This is a genomic window from Nonomuraea sp. IBHARD001 (assembly GCF_056106265.1).
In genome coordinates, this window is sequence record NZ_JBWBBW010000002.1 from 4,397,462 (window position 1) to 4,415,302 (window position 17,841).

18 protein-coding genes are annotated in these 17,841 nt (G+C 71.3%); 11 read left to right on the forward strand and 7 right to left on the reverse strand.

The window, feature by feature from the left end; genetic code table 11:
- The first annotated feature begins 61 nt into the window (after nt 1-61).
- A complete protein-coding gene (locus ACTWNK_RS22170) occupies nt 62-3,151 on the forward strand; it encodes an AfsR/SARP family transcriptional regulator (RefSeq protein ID WP_474306377.1) in 3,090 nt (1,029 codons plus the stop codon).
- Here the strand turns inward: ACTWNK_RS22170 and ACTWNK_RS22175 are convergent.
- A complete protein-coding gene (locus tag ACTWNK_RS22175; protein WP_474306378.1) occupies nt 3,135-3,896 on the reverse strand; it encodes an ABC transporter permease in 762 nt (253 codons plus the stop codon). The genes ACTWNK_RS22170 and ACTWNK_RS22175 overlap by 17 nt on opposite strands.
- Entirely contained in the window at nt 3,893-4,855 is a 963-nt protein-coding gene (locus tag ACTWNK_RS22180) for an ATP-binding cassette domain-containing protein (RefSeq protein ID WP_474306379.1), read from the reverse strand. The genes ACTWNK_RS22175 and ACTWNK_RS22180 overlap by 4 nt, the downstream gene beginning before the upstream one ends.
- A gap of 92 nt (nt 4,856-4,947) precedes the next feature.
- Here ACTWNK_RS22180 and ACTWNK_RS22185 point away from each other — a divergent pair, with 92 nt between their 5' ends.
- Nucleotides 4,948-5,715: a class I SAM-dependent methyltransferase gene (locus ACTWNK_RS22185; protein WP_474306380.1), complete on the forward strand. Its 768-nt coding sequence runs from the start codon at nt 4,948-4,950 to the stop codon at nt 5,713-5,715.
- Here ACTWNK_RS22185 and ACTWNK_RS22190 read toward each other — a convergent pair.
- Together ACTWNK_RS22190 and ACTWNK_RS22195 are read right to left on the reverse strand one after the other, a co-directional pair.
- A complete protein-coding gene (locus ACTWNK_RS22190; protein ID WP_474306381.1) occupies nt 5,702-6,460 on the reverse strand; it encodes an alpha/beta fold hydrolase in 759 nt (252 codons plus the stop codon). The two genes, ACTWNK_RS22185 and ACTWNK_RS22190, sit on opposite strands and share 14 nt — an antisense overlap.
- Complete coding sequence (locus ACTWNK_RS22195) at nt 6,454-7,041, reverse strand: TetR/AcrR family transcriptional regulator (RefSeq protein ID WP_474306382.1); 588 nt, start codon at nt 7,039-7,041, stop codon at nt 6,454-6,456. The genes ACTWNK_RS22190 and ACTWNK_RS22195 overlap by 7 nt, the downstream gene beginning before the upstream one ends.
- A 162-nt stretch (nt 7,042-7,203) precedes the next feature.
- Between ACTWNK_RS22195 and ACTWNK_RS22200 the strand changes: the two genes are divergently transcribed.
- From ACTWNK_RS22200 to ACTWNK_RS22215, 4 genes are all read left to right on the forward strand, one after another.
- The gene (locus tag ACTWNK_RS22200) at nt 7,204-8,451 is read left to right on the forward strand and encodes a serine hydrolase domain-containing protein (protein WP_474306383.1); all 1,248 of its coding nucleotides are present in this window, start codon (nt 7,204-7,206) and stop codon (nt 8,449-8,451) included.
- A 174-nt stretch (nt 8,452-8,625) separates the two neighbouring features.
- Nucleotides 8,626-8,775, forward strand: coding sequence for a hypothetical protein (locus ACTWNK_RS22205; RefSeq protein ID WP_474306384.1), 150 nt, complete (start codon nt 8,626-8,628; stop codon nt 8,773-8,775).
- Nucleotides 8,768-11,932 (forward strand): type 2 lanthipeptide synthetase LanM family protein, encoded by a 3,165-nt coding sequence (locus tag ACTWNK_RS22210; RefSeq protein ID WP_474306385.1) that lies wholly within the window; start codon nt 8,768-8,770, stop codon nt 11,930-11,932. Before ACTWNK_RS22205 ends, ACTWNK_RS22210 begins: the two co-directional genes overlap by 8 nt.
- Nucleotides 11,933-11,940: 8 nt before the next feature.
- Nucleotides 11,941-13,173 carry an MFS transporter gene (locus ACTWNK_RS22215; protein ID WP_474306386.1) on the forward strand — a complete coding sequence of 411 codons (1,233 nt, stop codon included), beginning with the start codon at nt 11,941-11,943 and terminating at the stop codon, nt 13,171-13,173.
- A 42-nt stretch (nt 13,174-13,215) separates the two neighbouring features.
- Here ACTWNK_RS22215 and ACTWNK_RS22220 read toward each other — a convergent pair whose 3' ends face one another.
- The 3 genes from ACTWNK_RS22220 to ACTWNK_RS22230 are packed head-to-tail and all read right to left on the reverse strand — an operon-like array spanning nt 13,216 to nt 14,796.
- Nucleotides 13,216-13,800, reverse strand: a complete 585-nt coding sequence (locus ACTWNK_RS22220; protein ID WP_474306387.1) for a GNAT family N-acetyltransferase — start codon at nt 13,798-13,800, stop codon at nt 13,216-13,218.
- Nucleotides 13,801-13,855: 55 nt separating this feature from the next.
- On the reverse strand, nt 13,856-14,458 hold the full coding sequence (locus ACTWNK_RS22225) for a TetR/AcrR family transcriptional regulator (protein WP_474306388.1): 603 nt from the start codon (nt 14,456-14,458) through the stop codon (nt 13,856-13,858).
- A gap of 50 nt (nt 14,459-14,508) precedes the next feature.
- Nucleotides 14,509-14,796: a hypothetical protein gene (locus tag ACTWNK_RS22230; RefSeq protein ID WP_474306389.1), complete on the reverse strand. Its 288-nt coding sequence runs from the start codon at nt 14,794-14,796 to the stop codon at nt 14,509-14,511.
- Between ACTWNK_RS22230 and ACTWNK_RS22235 the strand changes: the two genes are divergently transcribed.
- The 5 genes from ACTWNK_RS22235 (at nt 14,786) to ACTWNK_RS22255 (ending at nt 16,869) form a co-directional block, all read left to right on the forward strand.
- On the forward strand, nt 14,786-14,920 hold the full coding sequence (locus ACTWNK_RS22235) for a hypothetical protein (protein ID WP_474306390.1): 135 nt from the start codon (nt 14,786-14,788) through the stop codon (nt 14,918-14,920). The two genes, ACTWNK_RS22230 and ACTWNK_RS22235, sit on opposite strands and share 11 nt — an antisense overlap.
- A 221-nt stretch (nt 14,921-15,141) precedes the next feature.
- Nucleotides 15,142-15,609 (forward strand): hypothetical protein, encoded by a 468-nt coding sequence (locus ACTWNK_RS22240; RefSeq protein WP_474306391.1) that lies wholly within the window; start codon nt 15,142-15,144, stop codon nt 15,607-15,609.
- 17 nt (nt 15,610-15,626) lie between these two features.
- On the forward strand, nt 15,627-15,977 hold the full coding sequence (locus ACTWNK_RS22245; protein ID WP_474306392.1) for a hypothetical protein: 351 nt from the start codon (nt 15,627-15,629) through the stop codon (nt 15,975-15,977).
- Nucleotides 15,923-16,387 (forward strand): hypothetical protein, encoded by a 465-nt coding sequence (locus ACTWNK_RS22250; RefSeq protein ID WP_474306393.1) that lies wholly within the window; start codon nt 15,923-15,925, stop codon nt 16,385-16,387. Before ACTWNK_RS22245 ends, ACTWNK_RS22250 begins: the two co-directional genes overlap by 55 nt.
- 32 nt (nt 16,388-16,419) lie before the next feature.
- Entirely contained in the window at nt 16,420-16,869 is a 450-nt protein-coding gene (locus ACTWNK_RS22255; protein ID WP_474306394.1) for an RICIN domain-containing protein, read from the forward strand.
- Nucleotides 16,870-17,841 lie beyond the last annotated feature (972 nt).

Genomic DNA, 17,841 nt, shown 5'->3' on the forward strand with positions numbered 1-17,841 from the left:
GTCTGATGTGCGAGTACTTCTGCTGGGGCCGTTCGAGGTCCGAAACCATGACGGATCCCCGGTGGAGGTCCCCGGCGCCCGGCTGCGCGCCCTGCTGGCCGCACTCGCCCTCGAACCCGGCAGGGTCGTCACGCGCTCGAAGCTCGTCGACTGGATCTGGGGCAGCCGCCCGCCCGCCGACGAGGCCAACGCGCTGCAGGCGCTCGTCTCGCGCCTGCGCCGGGTGCTGCCCGACGGGCTGATCGAGGCCGACTCCGGCGGGTACCGGCTGGCGGTGGCGCCCGACGCGGTGGACGCCTCCCGCTTCGAGCACCTGGCCGGCCAGGCCCGCACAGCCGAGCCCGCCCAGCGTGCCGAGCTGCTGCGCTCGGCGCTCGCCCTGTGGCGGGGCTCGGCCATGGCCGACATCGCGCTGCGCGACAGCGACGCCTTCGACGCGGCGGCGGCACGGCTGGACGAGATGTACGTCAACGTGCTCGGGGACCGGGTCGACGCCGACATCCGCATCGGGCGCGGCTCGGAACTGCTGCCGGAGCTGACCGAGCTGACCTCGGCCTACCCCCTGCGCGAAGGCTTCGTCGCCGCGCTCATGCGGGCGCTGGCCGAGGCCGGGCGCGGCCCCGAGGCGCTGACGGTCTACCAGCGCACGCGCGAACGGCTCGCCGACGAGCTCGGCGCCGACCCCTCGGCCGAGCTGTCGGCCCTGCACACCGCACTGCTGCGCGGCGAGCTCGGCGAGAGCGCCGACAACCGCAGGACCAACCTGCGCGCCGAACTGACCGGCTTCGTCGGCGAGGCGGGCGACATCGCGGCCGTCGCCCGCCTGGCCATCGCGCACCGGCTGGTCACCCTGACCGGTCCCGGCGGCTCGGGCAAGACGAGGCTGGCCACCGAGACCGCCCGTACGATGCTGACCGAGCTGCCGGACGGCGCCTGGCTGGTCGAACTGGCCTCCGTACAGGCGGGAGGCGACCTGGCGCAGGCCGCGCTCACCGCGATCGGGCTGCGCGACCAGGCGCTGCTCGGCGGGGCCAGGGACGGCGAGCCGATGGAACGGCTCGTCGCCGCGCTCAGGGAACGCGCGATCCTCCTCGTCCTGGACAACTGCGAGCACGTGATCGAGGAGGCCGCGGCCTTCGCCGACCGGCTGCTCGGCGAGTGCCGCCGGTTGCGCGTGCTGGCCACCAGCAGGGAGCCGCTCGGCATCACCGGCGAGGTGGTGCGGCACGTCGAGCCGCTGGCCCTGCCCGCCAAGGGGGCGAGCCCGGCCGAGGTCGGCGCCTCGCCCGCGGTGCGGCTGCTGCGCGAGCGCGCCGGGCTGGTCCGCGCGGACATCGGCTCCGACCCGGACACCCTCGCGGCCATGGCCCGCATCTGCCGTGCGCTCGACGGCATCCCGCTGGCCATCGAGCTGGCCGCCGCCCGGCTGCGCACCATGTCGCCCGACCAGCTGGCCCGCCGCCTCGACGACCGCTTCCGCCTGCTGACCGGCGGCAGCCGTACGGCGCTCGCCCGGCACAAGACGTTGCGCGCGGTCGTGGACTGGAGCTGGGACCTGCTCACCGAGGCCGAGCGAGGCGTGCTGCGACGGCTGTCGGTGTTCACCGGCGGGGCCGGGCTGGAGGCGGCCGAGCAGGTGTGCGGAGGCGAGATGTTCGCCGGTGAGCCGGTGCTCGACGTGCTGACCGCGCTCATGGACAAGTCGCTGCTCATCGCCGACGTCGAGGACACGCGCTACCGCATGCTCGGCACCATCAGGGAGTACGCCGCGCACCGCCTGGCCGAGGCGGGTGAGAGCGAGAGCGCCCGCGCGGCGCACCTGGCCTACGTCACCGAGCTGTGCGAGGCGGCCGAGCCGCACCTGCGCAGGTCGGAGCAGCTGTCGTGGCTGCCGCTGCTGAAGGCCGAGCACGACAACATCGGCGCGGCCATGCGCTGGGCCATCGCCGAAGGCCGGAGCGCGGAGGCGATGCGCCTGGTCGCGGCGGCCGGGTGGTACTGGTTCCTCAGCGGGCACCGGGCCGAGGGCGCCGAGCTGAGCATCGCCGCCGCCTCCTTGCCCGGCGAGGTGTCGCATGCCGCACGGGCGATGGCGTACACGATGGTCACGATCTTCATCACCTCCGGTCCCGGCCGCGACCAGTACCAGGCGAGCGAGTGGATCGACAAGGCGCACCACTACACCCAGCTCAGCGGCGAACGCCACACCATGCTGGGATTCGTCGCGCCGCTGCAGAAGATGGTGCAGGGCCCGACCGAGTACATGACCGCGTTCGACCCGCTCGTCTCCGACGAGGACCCGTGGGTACGCGCCCAGGCCAGGCTGACCCGCGGCCGGCTACGGCTGACGCTCGGCGGCGACGAGAACGGCGTCGACGCCGACATCGAGATCGCATTGGCCGAGTTCCGGGTGCTGGGCGACCGGTGGGGCATCTCGCTGGCCCTGACCTTCCTCGCCGACCGGCTCTCGGCGCAGGGCGACCTGGCCCGCGCGTGCGAGCACTACGAGGAGGCCGTCGAGGCGCTGAGCGAGCTGGGCGGCACCGAGGACGTCGTCGGCCTGCGCGCACGCCAGGCCAAGCTGTACAGCCTGCTGGGCGACGAGCGCGCGAGCGCCTTCGCCATGGCCGAGGCCGAACGGCTGGCCGAAGGCATCGTCTGGCCGGACGAGCTCGTCGAACTGGCCCTCGCCAAGGCGCAGCTGGCCCGCTGGCGGGGCGAGCACGAGCTGGCCAGGGAGCACCTGGCCACGCTGCGCGACGCCCGGACGAGCGAGTCGGCGCACGCCAGGGCGGTCACCTCCTACGGCTATCTCAGCGACGACCTGGAGGAGTCGCGTGCACTCTGGAGCGAGGCCTTCCGCTCGGCCGCCGAGTCCGGCTATCCGCCGCTGATCGCCGAGGTGCTGATCGGCGTTGCCGACCTCGCCCTGCGCCAGGGCCGTGCCGAGCTGGCCGCACGCCTGCTCGGCACCAGCGACGCCGTACGCGGGACGCCCGACCGCGCGCAGCCGGACGGGGCCAGGATCGAGGCCGGGGCGCGCGAACGCCTCGGTGAAGGGGAGTTCACCGAGGCGACCCTGGCCGGGCGGGCACAGGACTGGCGCGAGCTGGCGGAGCACGCCCTGGCGCCGTTCACGCCCGCTTCGTGAACGAGGCACGCGCCCACAGGTACCCGGCCAACGCGATCCCGGCACACCAGCCGACGGCGACGACGGCCGTGCCCGCCGACGGCGTGCCGGTCAGCAGCCCGCGCAGCGTCTCGATGATCGGCGTGAACGGCTGGTACTGCGCGAACTCCCGCACGACCGGCCCCATCCTGTCGGCCGGGACGAACGCGCTGCTCAGGAACGGCAGCAACATCAGCGGCACCCCGGCGAGCCCCGCGCTCTCCGGCGTCCTGGCCGCCAGCCCGAACGCCACCGTCAGCCAGCTGATCGCCACCGCCGTCAGCACGACGACACCGGCCACGCCCAGCCACTGCACCGGGCTCGCCGAAGGCCGGAACCCCATGAGGAAGGCCACCCCGAGCACGACCACGATCGCCGCCAGGCTGCGCAGCGTGGTCGTGAGCACATGGGCGTTCAGCACGGCGGCCCTGGACACGTGCATCACCCGCAGCCGGTTGATGAACCCGGTCGTCATGTCCGAGCTCACCGCCGTCGCCGTCGGGCCGATGCCGTAACAGATGGTCGTCAGGATCAGCCCGGGCGTGGCGTAGTCGGCGTACCCGACGCCCACGCTGAACGCGTCGCCCAGCACGTACACCATGAGGAACATCAGGAAGATCGGCATGAGGATCGCATTGAACAGGGTCAGCGGATTCCTCGTCGTGTGGCGCAGGTTGCGCCTGAACATGGTCCGGGAGTCGGCCAAGGTGGCTGAGAGGGCGTTCATCGGGCACTGCCTTCCGTGGTGGTCGTGGTGGTGGTGCCGGGCTTGCCGGTGAGGGCGAGGAAGACGTCGTCGAGGTCGGGCGTGTGCACCGACAGCTCCTCGACCTCGACGCCGTGCGCGTCCAGCCGGTCGAGCAGCGCGCGCAACGCCTTCACCCCGCCGTCGCCCGGCACCCGCAGGGCCTGCTCGTCCTCGTCGGCGGTGGCGTCGGGCAGCAGCCGGGCCGCCAGGTCGAGCGCCGGCCGCCCGGCGAACCGCAGCCGCACGTGCCCGCCGGGGACGCGACGCTTGAGCTCGGCGGCCGTGCCTTCGGCGACGACCCTGCCGTGATCGAGTACGGCGATGCGGTCGGCGAGCGCGTCGGCCTCCTCCAGGTACTGCGTGGTCAGGAAGATGGTCCTGCCGTCGTCGACCAGCTCCTTGACGATCTCCCACATCGTGCGGCGGCTGCGCGGGTCCAGGCCGGTCGTGGGCTCGTCCAGGAAGATGATCCGGGGCTCGCCGACCAGCGTCATGGCCAGGTCCAGCTTGCGGCGCATACCGCCCGAGTACGAGGCCGCCATCGTGCCCGCCGCCTCGACCAGGTCGAAGCGCTCCAGCAGCCGTCCGGCGACGCGACGCCCCTCGGCCTTGGGCAGGTGCAGCAGGTCGGCCATCATGAGCAGGTTCTCCTGGCCGGTGAGCAACGCGTCGACCGAGGCGAACTGTCCCGTCACGCCGATCGCCGCCCGCACCGCCCTGGTCTCGGTGACCACGTCGTGCCCCGCGACGCGCACGGTGCCCGCGTCGGGGGTGAGCAGGGTGGTCAGGACGTTCACCGTCGTGGTCTTGCCCGCGCCGTTGGGCCCGAGCAGGGCGAAGACCGTACCCGCTTCGACCTCCAGGTCGACGCCGTCGAGCACGACCTTGTCCTTGTACGCCTTGCGCAGCCCCGAGGCTGCGATCGCTGTGTCGTTCATGGGGACAACGGTGGCCGAACGCCCTGATACCGGACCGCCGCGCGCCTGACATGGGCGCTGACGCGGGTGCGGTGCGTGCCAGGATGCTGGGCATGACGAGTCGTGCACGGAGCTTCGGGTCGATGGCGCGGGCGTACGAGGAGTTCAGGCCCGGCTATCCGGACGAGCTGTTCGACGTCGTCGCCGCCTACGCCGCGAGGCCGATCCGCACCGCGCTGGAGATCGGCGCGGGGACCGGCAAGGCGACTCGGCTGCTGGCCGCCCGTGGCGTCACGGTCACCGCGACCGACCCGGACCCGGGCATGCTCGCCGAGTTGCGCAGGCACGTGCCGCCGGACGTCGGCACGAGGCTGGCCGCCTTCGAGGACCTGCGGCCGGGGCCGCGCCACGACCTGGTCTTCGCGGCGGCGGCCCTGCACTGGACGGCGTCCGAAGGCCGATGGCCGCGCGTGGCCGCCCTGCTGGAGCCCGGTGGTGTGTTCGCCTCGTTCGGTGGCCCGGTCCGCCTGGCCGACCCCGCCGTGGCCGAGGCCGTGCGTGTGGCCCGCTCGCCGTACCTGGCCGGGGACGAGGTGCCGTCGCCCGACGGGACGCCTGACGGGGAGGCCATGCAGTGGCCGGGCACGGAGTTGCGGCGTTCGCCGTGTTTCCACGACGTCAGGCAGGTCGTGCTCGAACGTCCGCTGGTGCTGACGGCCGAGCGGTTCGTGGGCTATCTGTCGACGGTGTCGGCCTATCTCGTGCTGGACCCGGCGCCGCGGCGGCAGGCGCTCGAGGCCGTCAGGCGTGTGCTGCCCGCGACGGTGCGGATCTCGGCCGACATCACCGTGCATCTGGCGCGGGAGGTCACCTGTCGGTGAGGAAGGCGAGGGTGTCAGGGGCGAAGCGCCTGTCGGTGAAGGTGGCGCTGTGGCTCTTGCCCGGGTACACGATGAGCTGGGCGTCCGGGATGCCCTCGACGGTCTGCCTGGCCAGCTCCAGCGGGTAGACGACGTCGTTCTCCCCTTGGACGAGCAGGGTGGCCGCCTTGATGTCGTGCAGCCGTCCGCGCAGGTCGAAGGTGTCTTCGGCCGCCATCACGGTGGCGGCGTCGGTGTGGTCGGCACGGCCGTCCGACAGCCACAGCAGGCCCCTGAGCAGTCGCCTGCCGATCGGCGAGCCGGTGACCAGCTCGGCGAGGGCCGGGCTCGGCCGTCTGCCCTGGCGGGCGCGTTCGGTGTAGGCGCGCTGGGCCCGCCTGCCTGCCGGACCGAGCGTGCAGGCGGCGCCCCCGAGCACGAGGCGATCGACCAGGCCGGGATGGTCGGCGGCGAGTTGCAGGGCGATGGAGGCGCCGGTGGAGATGGCCAGGACGTGCACCGGCCCCTCGAAGGAGTCCTTGATCGCCCCGGCGAACAGCGCGGCGAGATCGGCCATCGTCGTGCCGTCCGGCAGCCCCGGCGGGCGGTTGACGACATACACCGTGAAGTCCCGCGTGTACGGCCGGACCAGCCGCATCGTCGACCAGCGTGCGATCCCGGTCGGGTTGGCCGCCTGCGGCGTGTAGAGCAGCACGACGAGCGGCGGCCCCTCCCCCACCACGAGGTACGGCAGGCCGTTCAGCATGAGGTGATCCCTTCGGTGACCGCGTCGATCAGGCGCTCCATCACGGCCGGGTAGATGTCGGCGCCCAGGTGCTCGGCGTGCAGCGGTGTCATCAGGACCGCCCGCAGCACGCCGATCAGCACATCAGGATCGCCGTCGAGCCGGGCGTCGACGAAGGCGCGCAGGTCGGCCGAGGGTCCGGCTTCGGCCGCCGCCAGCCGTTCGGGGGTGAGCCTGGCCGCGACCGCCGCCATCTCCTGGGGGTGCGACAGCAGCCGCCGGTAGAGCGGGTTGGCGTCGAGCTCGGCGACCGTGGCCCGCAGGAAGCGCCGCAGCGCGTCACGCGTGTCGGCGCCCTGCTCCAGGCCCTCGTCGATGACGCGTCGCCGTACCTGGTCGCTCTGGCGCAGGACGGCCTCGAAGTACAGGTCCTCCTTGGAGTCGAAGAAGGCGTACAGCGAGGACTTGGCGATACCGGCGGGTGCGGTCAGCTCCTCCAGGGAGGTCTTGCGCAGGCCTTGGACGGCGAACAGGCGGGTGGCGGTGTCGAGCAGCAGCTCGGTGATCCGCGACCGCTCGGCGGCGGAGAACGCGGGTGGCATCACATCTCCATATGAACAGATTGGATTCTTGTTCACAGCATACTCCTCGCCCGGCGGCCCATAGCTATGTAGTGTTGCTGAGTACTGGTAGTCAGTGTTACTTTGTAGCGGTAGTCAGTGGCATTAGGTAGCTGTGAAATCCACCGGGAAAGGAAGACGACAATGGCAGGCAGGACAAATGAGAATGGCGTCGAGGACGGCTGGGGAAAGGTCGCCGACGTCTTTCGCGCGAACTTCGACCAGCCCGGCGAACTGGGCGCGGCCTGCGCCGTTTACGTGAACGGCCGCCGCGTCGTCGACCTCTGGGACGGCGTCGCCGATCCCGAGACGAACCGGCCCTGGGAGGAGGACACCGTCGTCCAGGTCGCCTCCACGACGAAGGGCGCCACCGCCATCGCCGCCCACATGCTGGCCCGGAGCGGCGACCTCGATCTCGACGCCCCGGTGGCCGAGTACTGGCCGGAGTTCGCCGCGCACGGCAAGGCGGAGATCCCGATGCGCCTGCTGCTGTCGCACCAGGCCGGACTGCCGATCGTCGACGGCCCGCTGACCTTCGAGCAGGCGTGCGCCTGGGACCCGGTCATCCGCGCACTGGAGGCCCAGCCGCCGCTGTGGCAGCCGGGCGCCGAGCACGTCTACCACGGCGTCACCTACGGATTCCTGGTCGGCGAGGTCGTCCGCAGGATCACCGGCAGGTCGCTCGGCACGTTCTTCGCCGACGAGGTCGCCGCCCCGCTCGGTCTGAGCACCTGGATCGGCCTGCCCGAGGAGCACGAGGGCCGTCTGGCCCGGATCGGGTACGCCGCGCCGTTCAGCCTGGAGGAGCTGACCGCCGGGATCATCAGGAGCACCGGCCTGGACGCCGACACCGTCACAGCCTGGATGAACGCCGGATGGGGCCCGGACTCGGTCGCGATGCGCGCCGGGTCGCTCGGCGGCGCGCTGGACAACGCGGCCGACCCCTCGACCGCCTACCACACCACCCGGGCCTGGCGGGCGGCCGAGTTCCCCGCCGCCAACGGGATCTCCGACGCGCGCTCGCTGGCCCGGATGTACGCCGCCACGGTGAGCGAGGTCGACGGCGTGCGGCTGCTCGAACCGTCGGACGTCGAGCGGGCGATCGCGGTCCAGACCGACCGGACGCGGATGCACGGCATGCCGCCCGGACTCGACCTCCCGGCCGAGCGCTCCTTCCACATGTCGCTCGGCTTCTGGCGGGCCTGCCCGCCGCTGCCGATGACCGGGCCGAGGTCGTTCGGCCATCCCGGCTCCGGCGGGTCGATCGGCTTCGCCGACCCCGACGCGGGCGTCGGCTTCGGCTACGTCACCAACCTCTGGAACTTCCGCCCCGACGACCCGCGGGCGGCGAACCTGGCCGCCGCCGTCCGGTCCTGTCTCGGGCAGGACTAATTCCTGCAAAACCTATCTGATCTGCATGAATATCTATTCTGAATGGCGGGAATACGGTTACTTTTGGCAGCGATCGGGCTTACGAAGATTTTCCCGGCGGGTGATTCTGATGACGAAGAGGCGGCCTTTCCCTGAAAAGGGAGATCCGCCTTCGGAAATCACAGGGAGGTAGTCATGCGTCCGTCGTACGCAGGTTTCGCCGGCGACCCGGCACTGGAGCTGGACCAGGCGTTCAAGATGCAGGCACTCAGCGAGGACAGGGCCGGCGCCACCGTCAGCTCGGCCACGCGCGTGTGCTCCGGCACGGTGTCGTGCTGTGCCTGATTTCCCCGGGTACGCCCTCGCGGGCGTACCCGCCTTTCTTCGTGCCGCGCCCCTCGCCGAGCGCCGCGGCGGCGCCGTACCTCCGGACGAGGAGGCCAGGCGGCGGCTGGAGGCGTGGCGTTCGATCACGCCGTTCGACACACCGGGGCTGTGGGAGCGGCGGCTGCGGGCCGACGGGCTGGACGAGGATCGCCTGCTCGCCCTGCTGGCCGGTCCGGGCGGCGGCGACGCGCGTGAGCCGCAGTGGATGCGGCTCGTGCACGACAGCGGCTTCCTGCTGGAGCGAGACCTGGACGCCGACTGGGAGCTGACCCAGATCAACACCCTCTCGGCCCTGGTCGCGCCCCTGCTCAGGCATGGCCGCGCCCTGCTGCACGCCCGTCTCGACAGCCTCGGCGGCACCCTGTTCGAGCAGGAGCGCAGCCGCGCGGTCATCGTCGGCGACGCGTTCGGCCCCTTGACCGAGCTCGTCCACCGCATGATGGCCCGTACCTCCGTCGTGGAGCTGTACGAGGCGCGCGAGAGCGGCGCGCTCGGCGAAGGCGGCAGCGAGGAGCGCTTCGAGCGCTTCATGGACCTCTACCGCCATGCCGAAGGCCGGGCGCGGCTGCTGGAGCGCTACCCGGTGCTGCTGCGCCAGATCTCCATCGCCGTGCGCAACTGGGTCAGCACCACCGCCCTGCTGGCCGAGCGACTGGAGGCCGACGCCGATCTGCTGGGCCTCACCGGCCCGCCCACCGAGCTGCACATCGGACTCGGCGACCGGCACCGCGACGGACGCACCGTGTGCCGGGTGGGATTCGCCGACGGCCTGCAGATCATGTACAAACCGCGCACACTCGCCGTCGACGCGCACTTCCAGGAGTTGCTGCGCTGGTTCAACGAGCACGGCGCCACCCGCCGCCTGCTGACCATCGAGGTGCACGACCGCGGCGACTACGGCTGGGTGGAGTACGTCCGCGCACGGCCGTGCGAGACCCGCGCGGCGTTGTGCGACTTCTACCACCGCCAGGGCTTCCTGCTCGCCCTGCTGCACCTGCTGCGGGCCGCCGACTTCCACGCCGAGAATCTGATCGCGGTCGGCGACCAGCCGGTCCTGGTCGACCTGGAATCGCTGCTGGCCCCCGAACTGGCGTTGCGCGACACCCGGATGACCGAGGTCGAGCATGCCATGGGCCAGCTCACCGTCTCCTCGGTCCTGGCCATCGGCCTGCTGCCGCAACCGGCCTGGACCGCCGAGGACGGCACGCTGGTCGACGTGTCCGGCATGGGGCACCCGGTGAACCTCACCACGCCGACGCCCATCCCGTTCCTGGTCGACCTGGGCAAGGACACCATGCGCATCGAACTGGCGCACAAGCCCATGGAACTGCCCAACCACCGTCCCGTCGCCCCCGACGTGACCCTCGACCTCAACGAGTTCCGCCAGAACGTCCTGGCCGGGTTCACCGAGGCCTACCGCATCTGCGAACGTCAGCGGCAGCCGCTGGCCCGGGTGCTGGAGATGTTCCGCGGCGACCGGGTCCGGGTGATCGTCCGCCCGACCATGCTGTACGAGGCCATGCTGCGCACCGCCCTGCACCCCTCGCTGCTGCGCGACGGCAGCGACAGGGACCGCCACCTGGACGCGCTGTGGCGGGAGTCGCCGCACCTGCCCGCACTCGATCCGTGCATCGCCGCCGAGCGGCGCGACCTGTGGAACAACGACATCCCGTACTTCAGTGTGCTGACCGACGGCGACACCCTGCTGGCCAGCCACGACGAGCCGGTGCCCGGTTTCCACGTACGGCCCGCGATGGACGCCGTGCTCGACCGCCTGGCCACGTTCGGGCCCGACGACTATGCCCTGCAGCACTGGCTGGTGCACGGCACGATCGGCCTGGCCGCCGCCAAGAACCACAGCGCGAGCCTGCTCCCCTCCTACTCCCTGCACCCGGTCGCGGGGCCGCGCGAGCACGACCCCGGCGACCTGCTGCGCGCGGCCGTCGGCATCGGCGACCGGTTGCGCGAACTCGCGGTCACCACGGCCGGGGGCGCGCAGTGGTTCGGCGTCAACGCCACCGGCGACGGCGACTGGTCGCTCGGCCGGGTCAGGCCCGACCTGTTCAACGGGCTCAGCGGCATCGCCCTGTTCCTGGCCCACCTGGGCGCGCTGACCGGCGACACCGGGTACACCGGCCTGGCCCGCGCCTCGGTCGACACCGCGCTCGCCCAGTCCGGGCGTGGCCTGCTGGGCCGGGAACTCGGCATGGCGGGCTACGGCGGCGTCGTCTACACGCTGAGCCATCTGGCCGTCCTGTGGCAGGACGAACGGCTGGTCGACCAGGCGATGAGCCTGCTGGAGCCGCTGAGCACACTGATCGAGTCCGACCGCGAGCACGACGTCGTCGGCGGCTGCGCCGGAGTGCTGGCCTGCCTCGACAGCCTGTACGCGCTCAGCCCCCGGCCACGCGTACGCGAGATCATGAACAAGGCCGCACGCCACCTGCTGGGCAGCAAGGCCGGGCCGGGCTGGCTGCCCGACTCGCTGCGCGGCCAGGCCTTCCGTCCCATCTCCGGCTTCTCCCACGGCATGGGCGGCATCGGCTGGGCCCTCGGCAAGGCGGGCGAACTGCTGTCGGAGGAGGTCTACATCCAGGCCGGACTCGACGCCATCGGCTACGAGCAGCAGAGCTTCGACCCGGTGACGGGCACGTTCGCCGAGCTGCGCGACCACTCCGGCTTCGACTTCCCCGAAGGCACGCCGCCCGCCGCGTTCTGGTGCTACGGCGCGATGGGCATCGGGCTGTCGCGCGTGCTGTCGCATGAGCGGCTGGGCGGAGCGCTCGCCGATGCCGAGATCGACGCCGCCCTCGCGGCCACCCGGGCCCACGGTTTCGGTCTCAGCCAGTGCCTGTGCCATGGCGACTTCGGCAATATCGAACTGCTGTTGCAGGTGGCCGCGCTCCGCGACGACCCCGCGCTGCGGCAGGAGGCCGTCGCCCTGGCGCACGCCTCGGCCGCCAGGGGCGAGTGGGTGTGCGGGACGGTCGGCGAGGTGCAGGTGCCCGGCTTGATGACCGGCCTGGCCGGGATCGGGTACGGCATGCTGCGGGTGGCCAGGCCCGGCCGGGTGCCCGGGGTGATCGCCCTGGAGAGGCCGTACGAGGACGGGTGAGAGCGGCTGTGGCATCGCGGTCCAGGTCGTCGTTGCCGTTGTTCGTCACCGCCGAGGCGTTGTCGGTGTTCGGCAACGCCGCCGTCGGCGTCGTGCTGCCGTTGCTGGTCCTGGAGCGCACCGGCGACGCCTCGGCCGCCGCCCTGGTGGCGACCTTCGGCGCGGGGGCGGTGGTGGTGTCGTCGTTCCTCGGCGGCTGGCTGGCCGATCAGGTGGATCGGCGGGCGATGAGCGTGCTGGCCGATCTCGGCAGTGCGCTGGCGGTGGCCGCGCTGGCGGTGGTGGACGGGCTGTCCGGGCTGACCGTGGAGTGGCTGGCGGTGCTCGGGGTGGCGGGCGCGCTGTTCGACGCGCCCGGACTGACGGCCAGGGAGACGCTGATGGCAGGCGTCGGGCGCGCCGGTGGGGTGTCGCTCGACCGGATCGCCTCGGTGCGTCAGGCGGCGGTCGGCGTGGCGTTCCTGAGCGGTCCGGCCGTCGCCGGGGCACTGCTGGGCTGGGTGGACGCGATCCACGTGGTGTGGCTCACGGCGGCGTGCTCCGCGCTCGCCGCCGTGTGCACCCTGTTCCTGCGGGTCGAGCCCGAAGAGGTCCTGGGGGGCGAGTCCGAAGGCGTTTCGTCCGGTGCGGGTGGTTCCGGTGCTTCGCCGGGGGCCGGGTTCCTGTGGCGTGATCGCGGGCTGCGGGCGTTCGTGGTGGTCGCGGCCGGGAGCACGTTCGTCATCGCGCCGCTGGTCGGGGTGCTGGTCCCGGCGTACTTCCGTGGACTGGAGCAGCCCGGCTGGCTCGGGTACACGATGTCGGGCATGGCCGTGGGCAGCATCGCGGGCTCGGGCCTCTACGCCCTGCTCGTGGCGCGCTCGCGGCGGTCGGCGTTCGTGACCGGTCTGCTGATGCTCACCTGCGGGCTGTTCAGCACGTGCACGTTCGGCGGCCTGCTGCCCGTCGCCGCCGGTGGGGCGCTGATCGGCCTGGGCAACGGGGTCATGATGCCGGTCGCCATGGTGTGGTTCAGCTCGTGCGTCCCCGAGCGGGTGCGAGGACGTGCGCTCGGCGTGTTCAACGGCCTGACCCTGATCGCGGGCCCGGCCGGGCTCGGCTGCGCGGGCGTGCTGCTGACGGCGTTGTCGCCCGGGGCCGTCGCCGCCGTACTGGCCGGTGTGTGGGCGCTCGTCGCCGTGTACGCGGGCGTCGGCCAGGGCATGCGGGCGTTCAGCTCGACTCCGAGATCAAGAACTTGACCGCCGAGCCGTTCGAGCCCTCGCCCGGCTGCGGCCTGCTTTCTACCCGCGTCGCATGGACACATAGGCGGAGAACCCCGCACGCCGGGCGAACCTGACAGGGCGCCTGCGGTACTCGGTGAACCCGAGCTTGGCGTAGAGGCCGAGCGCCGGGGCGTTGGTGTCCTTGATGTCGCGCAGGATGAAGGTGTCGATGCCGGGAAGGGCGAGGATGTGCCGGATGAGGGCGGTCGCCACCCCGCGTCCCTGCTGGGCCGGCGTGGTGGTGACGAAGCCGATCTCCGCCAGCCCCGCCCTCGCCTCGTCCGCCGCCCCGAGGAACTGCGAGCGCACGACGAGATGGCTGATCGTGCCGTGCACCGCCCCCAGATGACGCCGCACATCCGGCAGTCGCGGCGCGAAACACTCCTGCGTCCCCTCGGTGACCGAGGCGATGGCCGCAGGCTCACCCTCCACCAGCGCGACATGGAAGCGGTCCAGCAGGATCATGTGCTCGAACGCCCGCGCGAGCCTCTCCGGATCGGCGGAGAAGAACGCGAAGTCCTCGGCGAAGCCCCGCACCAGCACCTCGGCGATCCGCCGCCGATACCCTTCGCCCAGCTCGTCACCACGCTTGATCTCGATCATCGCGACGCCTCCTCCTTGAGCGGGCCGACCCCGGCTACGGCGAGTTCGATCCGCATCATGTCCCCTCCGTCAGCACCCGCAGCACGATGTCCACACCTGGTACGGCGAGCTCGGCGCCGAGCGCGAGCCGCATCGTGGTGAGCCCGCCGAGTATGGCGAAGTAGCATGCCGTGATCTGCGCCGGATCGCCGTCGCCGAACTCCCCTGCGGCCTGGCCGCGCCGTACGAGCTGCTCGAAGGCCTGCCACATGGAGCGGTGCGCCCCGACGATCCGCTCGACCGTGCCCGGGGGTGTGTCGGTGGTGACCCCGTGGTTGACCACCACGACGAACTCGGCGGCGCCGTCGTCGGCCGTGACACCGGCCAGGAATCGAACGGTGAACGCGCGCACCAGGTCGATCGGCCGCCCCGGTCCCGCCATGTCGGCCGCGAGTGCGACCAGCCCGGCGGCGGCCTGGTCGAGCAGGTCGGAGTACAGCTCGTCCTTGGTGGCGTAGTGCCGGTAGATCGAGCCGATGCTCACATTCGCTTCGAGTGCGATGTCGCGCATCGCCGACGCCGCGAACCCCCGGCGGGCGAACACCCGGACGGCAGCCGTCTGGATGCCCTCACGCGTGGCCGCCCGCAACGCCGCATTCTGTTCGGCCGTACGGGCCATGACACCTCCATAATGAAATGAACTTTTGTTCATTCTATCATGGCGGGTCGCTACCCGGCCGGCGCCGGTGAGGTCGGCGTAGAAGGCGCGCACGTCCTCGACCAGCAGCTCAGGCGACTCCAGCGCCAGATACGCGCCGCCCCGGCCAATTCGGTCCAGCGCACGACGTCGGCGTCACGCTCGGCGAAACGGCGGATCGTGACGTCCTGCCTGGCCAGCAGCTCCCCCGTGGGCACGCTCACGCACGGCTTGGGCGCATAGGCGCTCGGGTCGTGCCCCACCTCGTAGTAGAGGTTGGCCACCGAACCGGCCGTCGCGGTGAACCACATGACGCTCACATCGGTCAGGATCCGGTCACGCGAGAAGGCGTCCTCGGGCAGGACCGCCGCCGAGCCGGTCCACTCCTTGAACTACTCCACGATCCACGCCAACTGCGCGACCGGCGAATCGGTCAGGCCGTAGGAGATGGTCCGCGGCCGGGTGGACATGATCTGGTTGAAGCCGAGACCGTTCCTCGACCGGCCCACTGCCCGCCGAGTTCCGCCGACGCGTCCTCGCCGAGGCCGCGGGCAATCCGCTCGCCCTGCTGGAACTGCCCAAGTCCGCCGACAACCAGCAGGAGCTCTCCCTCACCTCCCGCCTGGATCCCTACCTCCCGCCTGGAGGAGGCCTTCGCCCACCAGGTGAACGGCCTGTCGGCGAACGCCCGGCTCCTGTGCCAGATCGCCGCCGCCGACGCCACCACCGAACCGGCGATCGTCCTGGCCGCCGGGCACGCACTGGGCTGCGCCCCTGAGCACCTGGAGGAGCTCGGCGCGGCCGGACTACTCCGCACCGCCGACGGCACGGGCCCGGACCTCCCGCACCCCCTGGGCGGCACGCGACCGGAGTTCAGGCATCCCCTGGTACGGGCGGCCGTCTGGCAGCGCACGCCCTCAGCCAGGTCCTGGACGGTACGGCCGACGCCGACCGCAGCGCCTGGCACCTGGCCGCCACGGCCTCGGCCTACGAACGCGCCGCCGCCCCGAGCCCCTCCGAAGGCGACCGCGCCCGCAGGCTCACCCTGGCCGCCGAGACCACCGAGTTCAGCGGCCGATTCGACCGGGCCAGACCCCTGGCACTCGACGCCGGAACCCCCGGAGCCGGGCTGACCTCCCGTCTGATCCGCGTGCGCGCCTGCTCCGACTACGGCGAGGGCCATCTGCAGAACGCCCATGCGATGCTGTCGGCCGGCGTCGACCACCTGGCCGCCGACGACCCGGCCTCGGCCGCGTGGTTGCTGCTGGACGCCGCCTCGATGATCTGGCTCGACGGCGACCGCGACATGGCCCACCGCACGGCCGAACAACTCGACGCCCTGCGCCCGCCGCCCGACGCCGACGTCACCGCCGTACACCAGCTGTGCCGCTGGCTCGTCGCACTGGCCATCGGCCGTCCCGTCACCGCTCTGCCGCCCTGGCCGAAGTGGTGGAGTTCGCCCGCGCCCAGGCCGGGGCCGACCGGCGCGGCCTGCTGCTGATCGGCGGCCTCGGCCTGGCCGACCACGACGCGCGTACCCATCACCTCGCCCTGGCCGCCACCCTGACGATCCGCACCGAAGGACGCATCGGGCTGCTCCCCCAGGCACTGACGTTCCTGGGACGCGTCGAGTACACCCGCGGGCGCTACGCCGACGCCCACGCCTTCGCCCAGGAGGCGGCGGCGATCGCGGGCGACACCGGGCAGACGGCTCGGGCACGCTTGGCCGCCGGGGTGCTGGAGCAGGTCGCCGCCGTGCGGGGGGACCCGCTCGGCGCTGTACGGCGAGACGTACCCCCTGTACGGCGAGACGTACCCGCTCCCTCGCAGGCAGGCCCGCTCGACACTGCGCAGGGCGGCCCGCACCCGGCACGTACTCCTTCAAGATCGGCGGCACCCAACAGTGCCTGAGGCCGACCGACGCGGCGGTCGATAACTCCCCGGTGTTCACCGAGTTCTGCCGCAAGGTGGTCCTCGGACCTCAGCACGAATGGATCCTTGAGACCCCGGCGGCGTGGAACGCAGCACCCGGCACCTACCGGATCATCAACGTGCTCAGCAACTCATGCCTGACACCCGCCGGCGACAGCGAGGGAGCGGCAGTCGTCCAGGCGAGCTGCGACAGCGACAACCTCCGGCAGCGGTGGCAGTCCTCCACCTTCAATCCCACCAACCCCCTCTTCGTCCAGTTCACCAACATCGGCAACAAGAAGCTCCTCATCGGGTCCTTCTCCGGCACCAAGGTCTCGCTGACCGCAACCAACAACACGTCTCGCCTTTACGCAGGCAGACCAGGACCAGCAGAGCCTGCCGGCGGGGGTGAGTTGCCGCCACACCGAGCCGATGGCCTTGCGGTGCCACCGGATGATCCCGGCGACGTAGGTCGGCGTTGAACGCGACGATCGACCGCAGCACGGTAGAACGGCATCCGAGACCTCTGGTATTGGCGGATGGATTGTGGTGATCAACTCGTCTACTAGGGGTTTCTCTATGCGGACAGGCGGACGGCCGTCTCGCGATCATGCTGTGACCCGCAAGCCTCCAGCAGAGGATGAAAAGGGCTCAGTGGATGGTTTTGGTGGAGCCGTCGGCGTGCGGCACATATTAGAGCACGTCCATCACATGCGGGCGCGACTTATTTTAATCAATGGCGAGTTGCCGCTTGATCCGTTCGAGAGCCCGCAAGGCTGTGCTTTTGCTCGCACCACAAGGCGCCCGACACCAACTGCCGAGCTACAGGAGTCTTCCTCACGCTTGACGCACAGACTGTGATTCTGTAAACACAATATGAAACACAAAGGGTCTTCGCAGGGCACATTCAGGGCGTCGGATCGCTCGTCGGGTCATGTTCCACGGCCACTCCAGCGCGCTTGGAGCAGATACGGCCATTGTCGTTGGACGGCTCGCGGAACAGTCGGAAGGAGTTGCCTTGATTGCTGAAGCGAGCATGCGGAATCCGTCTCACGTCGCAGGCCGACCAGGCATCGGCCTGGGGTGTCTCTGGGACGGCGAATCCTCGCTCGCGCCGCCACCCTCTCGGCCCGCTCATCCAGGGGCCGGTTCGCTTCTGCGCTTTGGAACGCGAGCGCACGTGGGGCGGCTGTGCGGCCTTCCGCAGTCCACGAGTCGTGGGAGCGTCGACGTCTGTTCGTCCTTCGTCTCTTTAGCGATACCGCTCGCAAGGCTATGCATAGCATGCGGACTGTCGTCCGACGTTGCCCAGGTCATTCTTGCTCGTTGCGTGGAGACGCGCGGGAGACGGCGGCCTTGAAGGAAAGTCGCTGAAACGTGCGAGTTGGTCTTCTCGGGCAAATCGCCCTCGCGCTGCCGGTGTGAAACGTCCGGGTCGGGCAGTACCCCGTTTC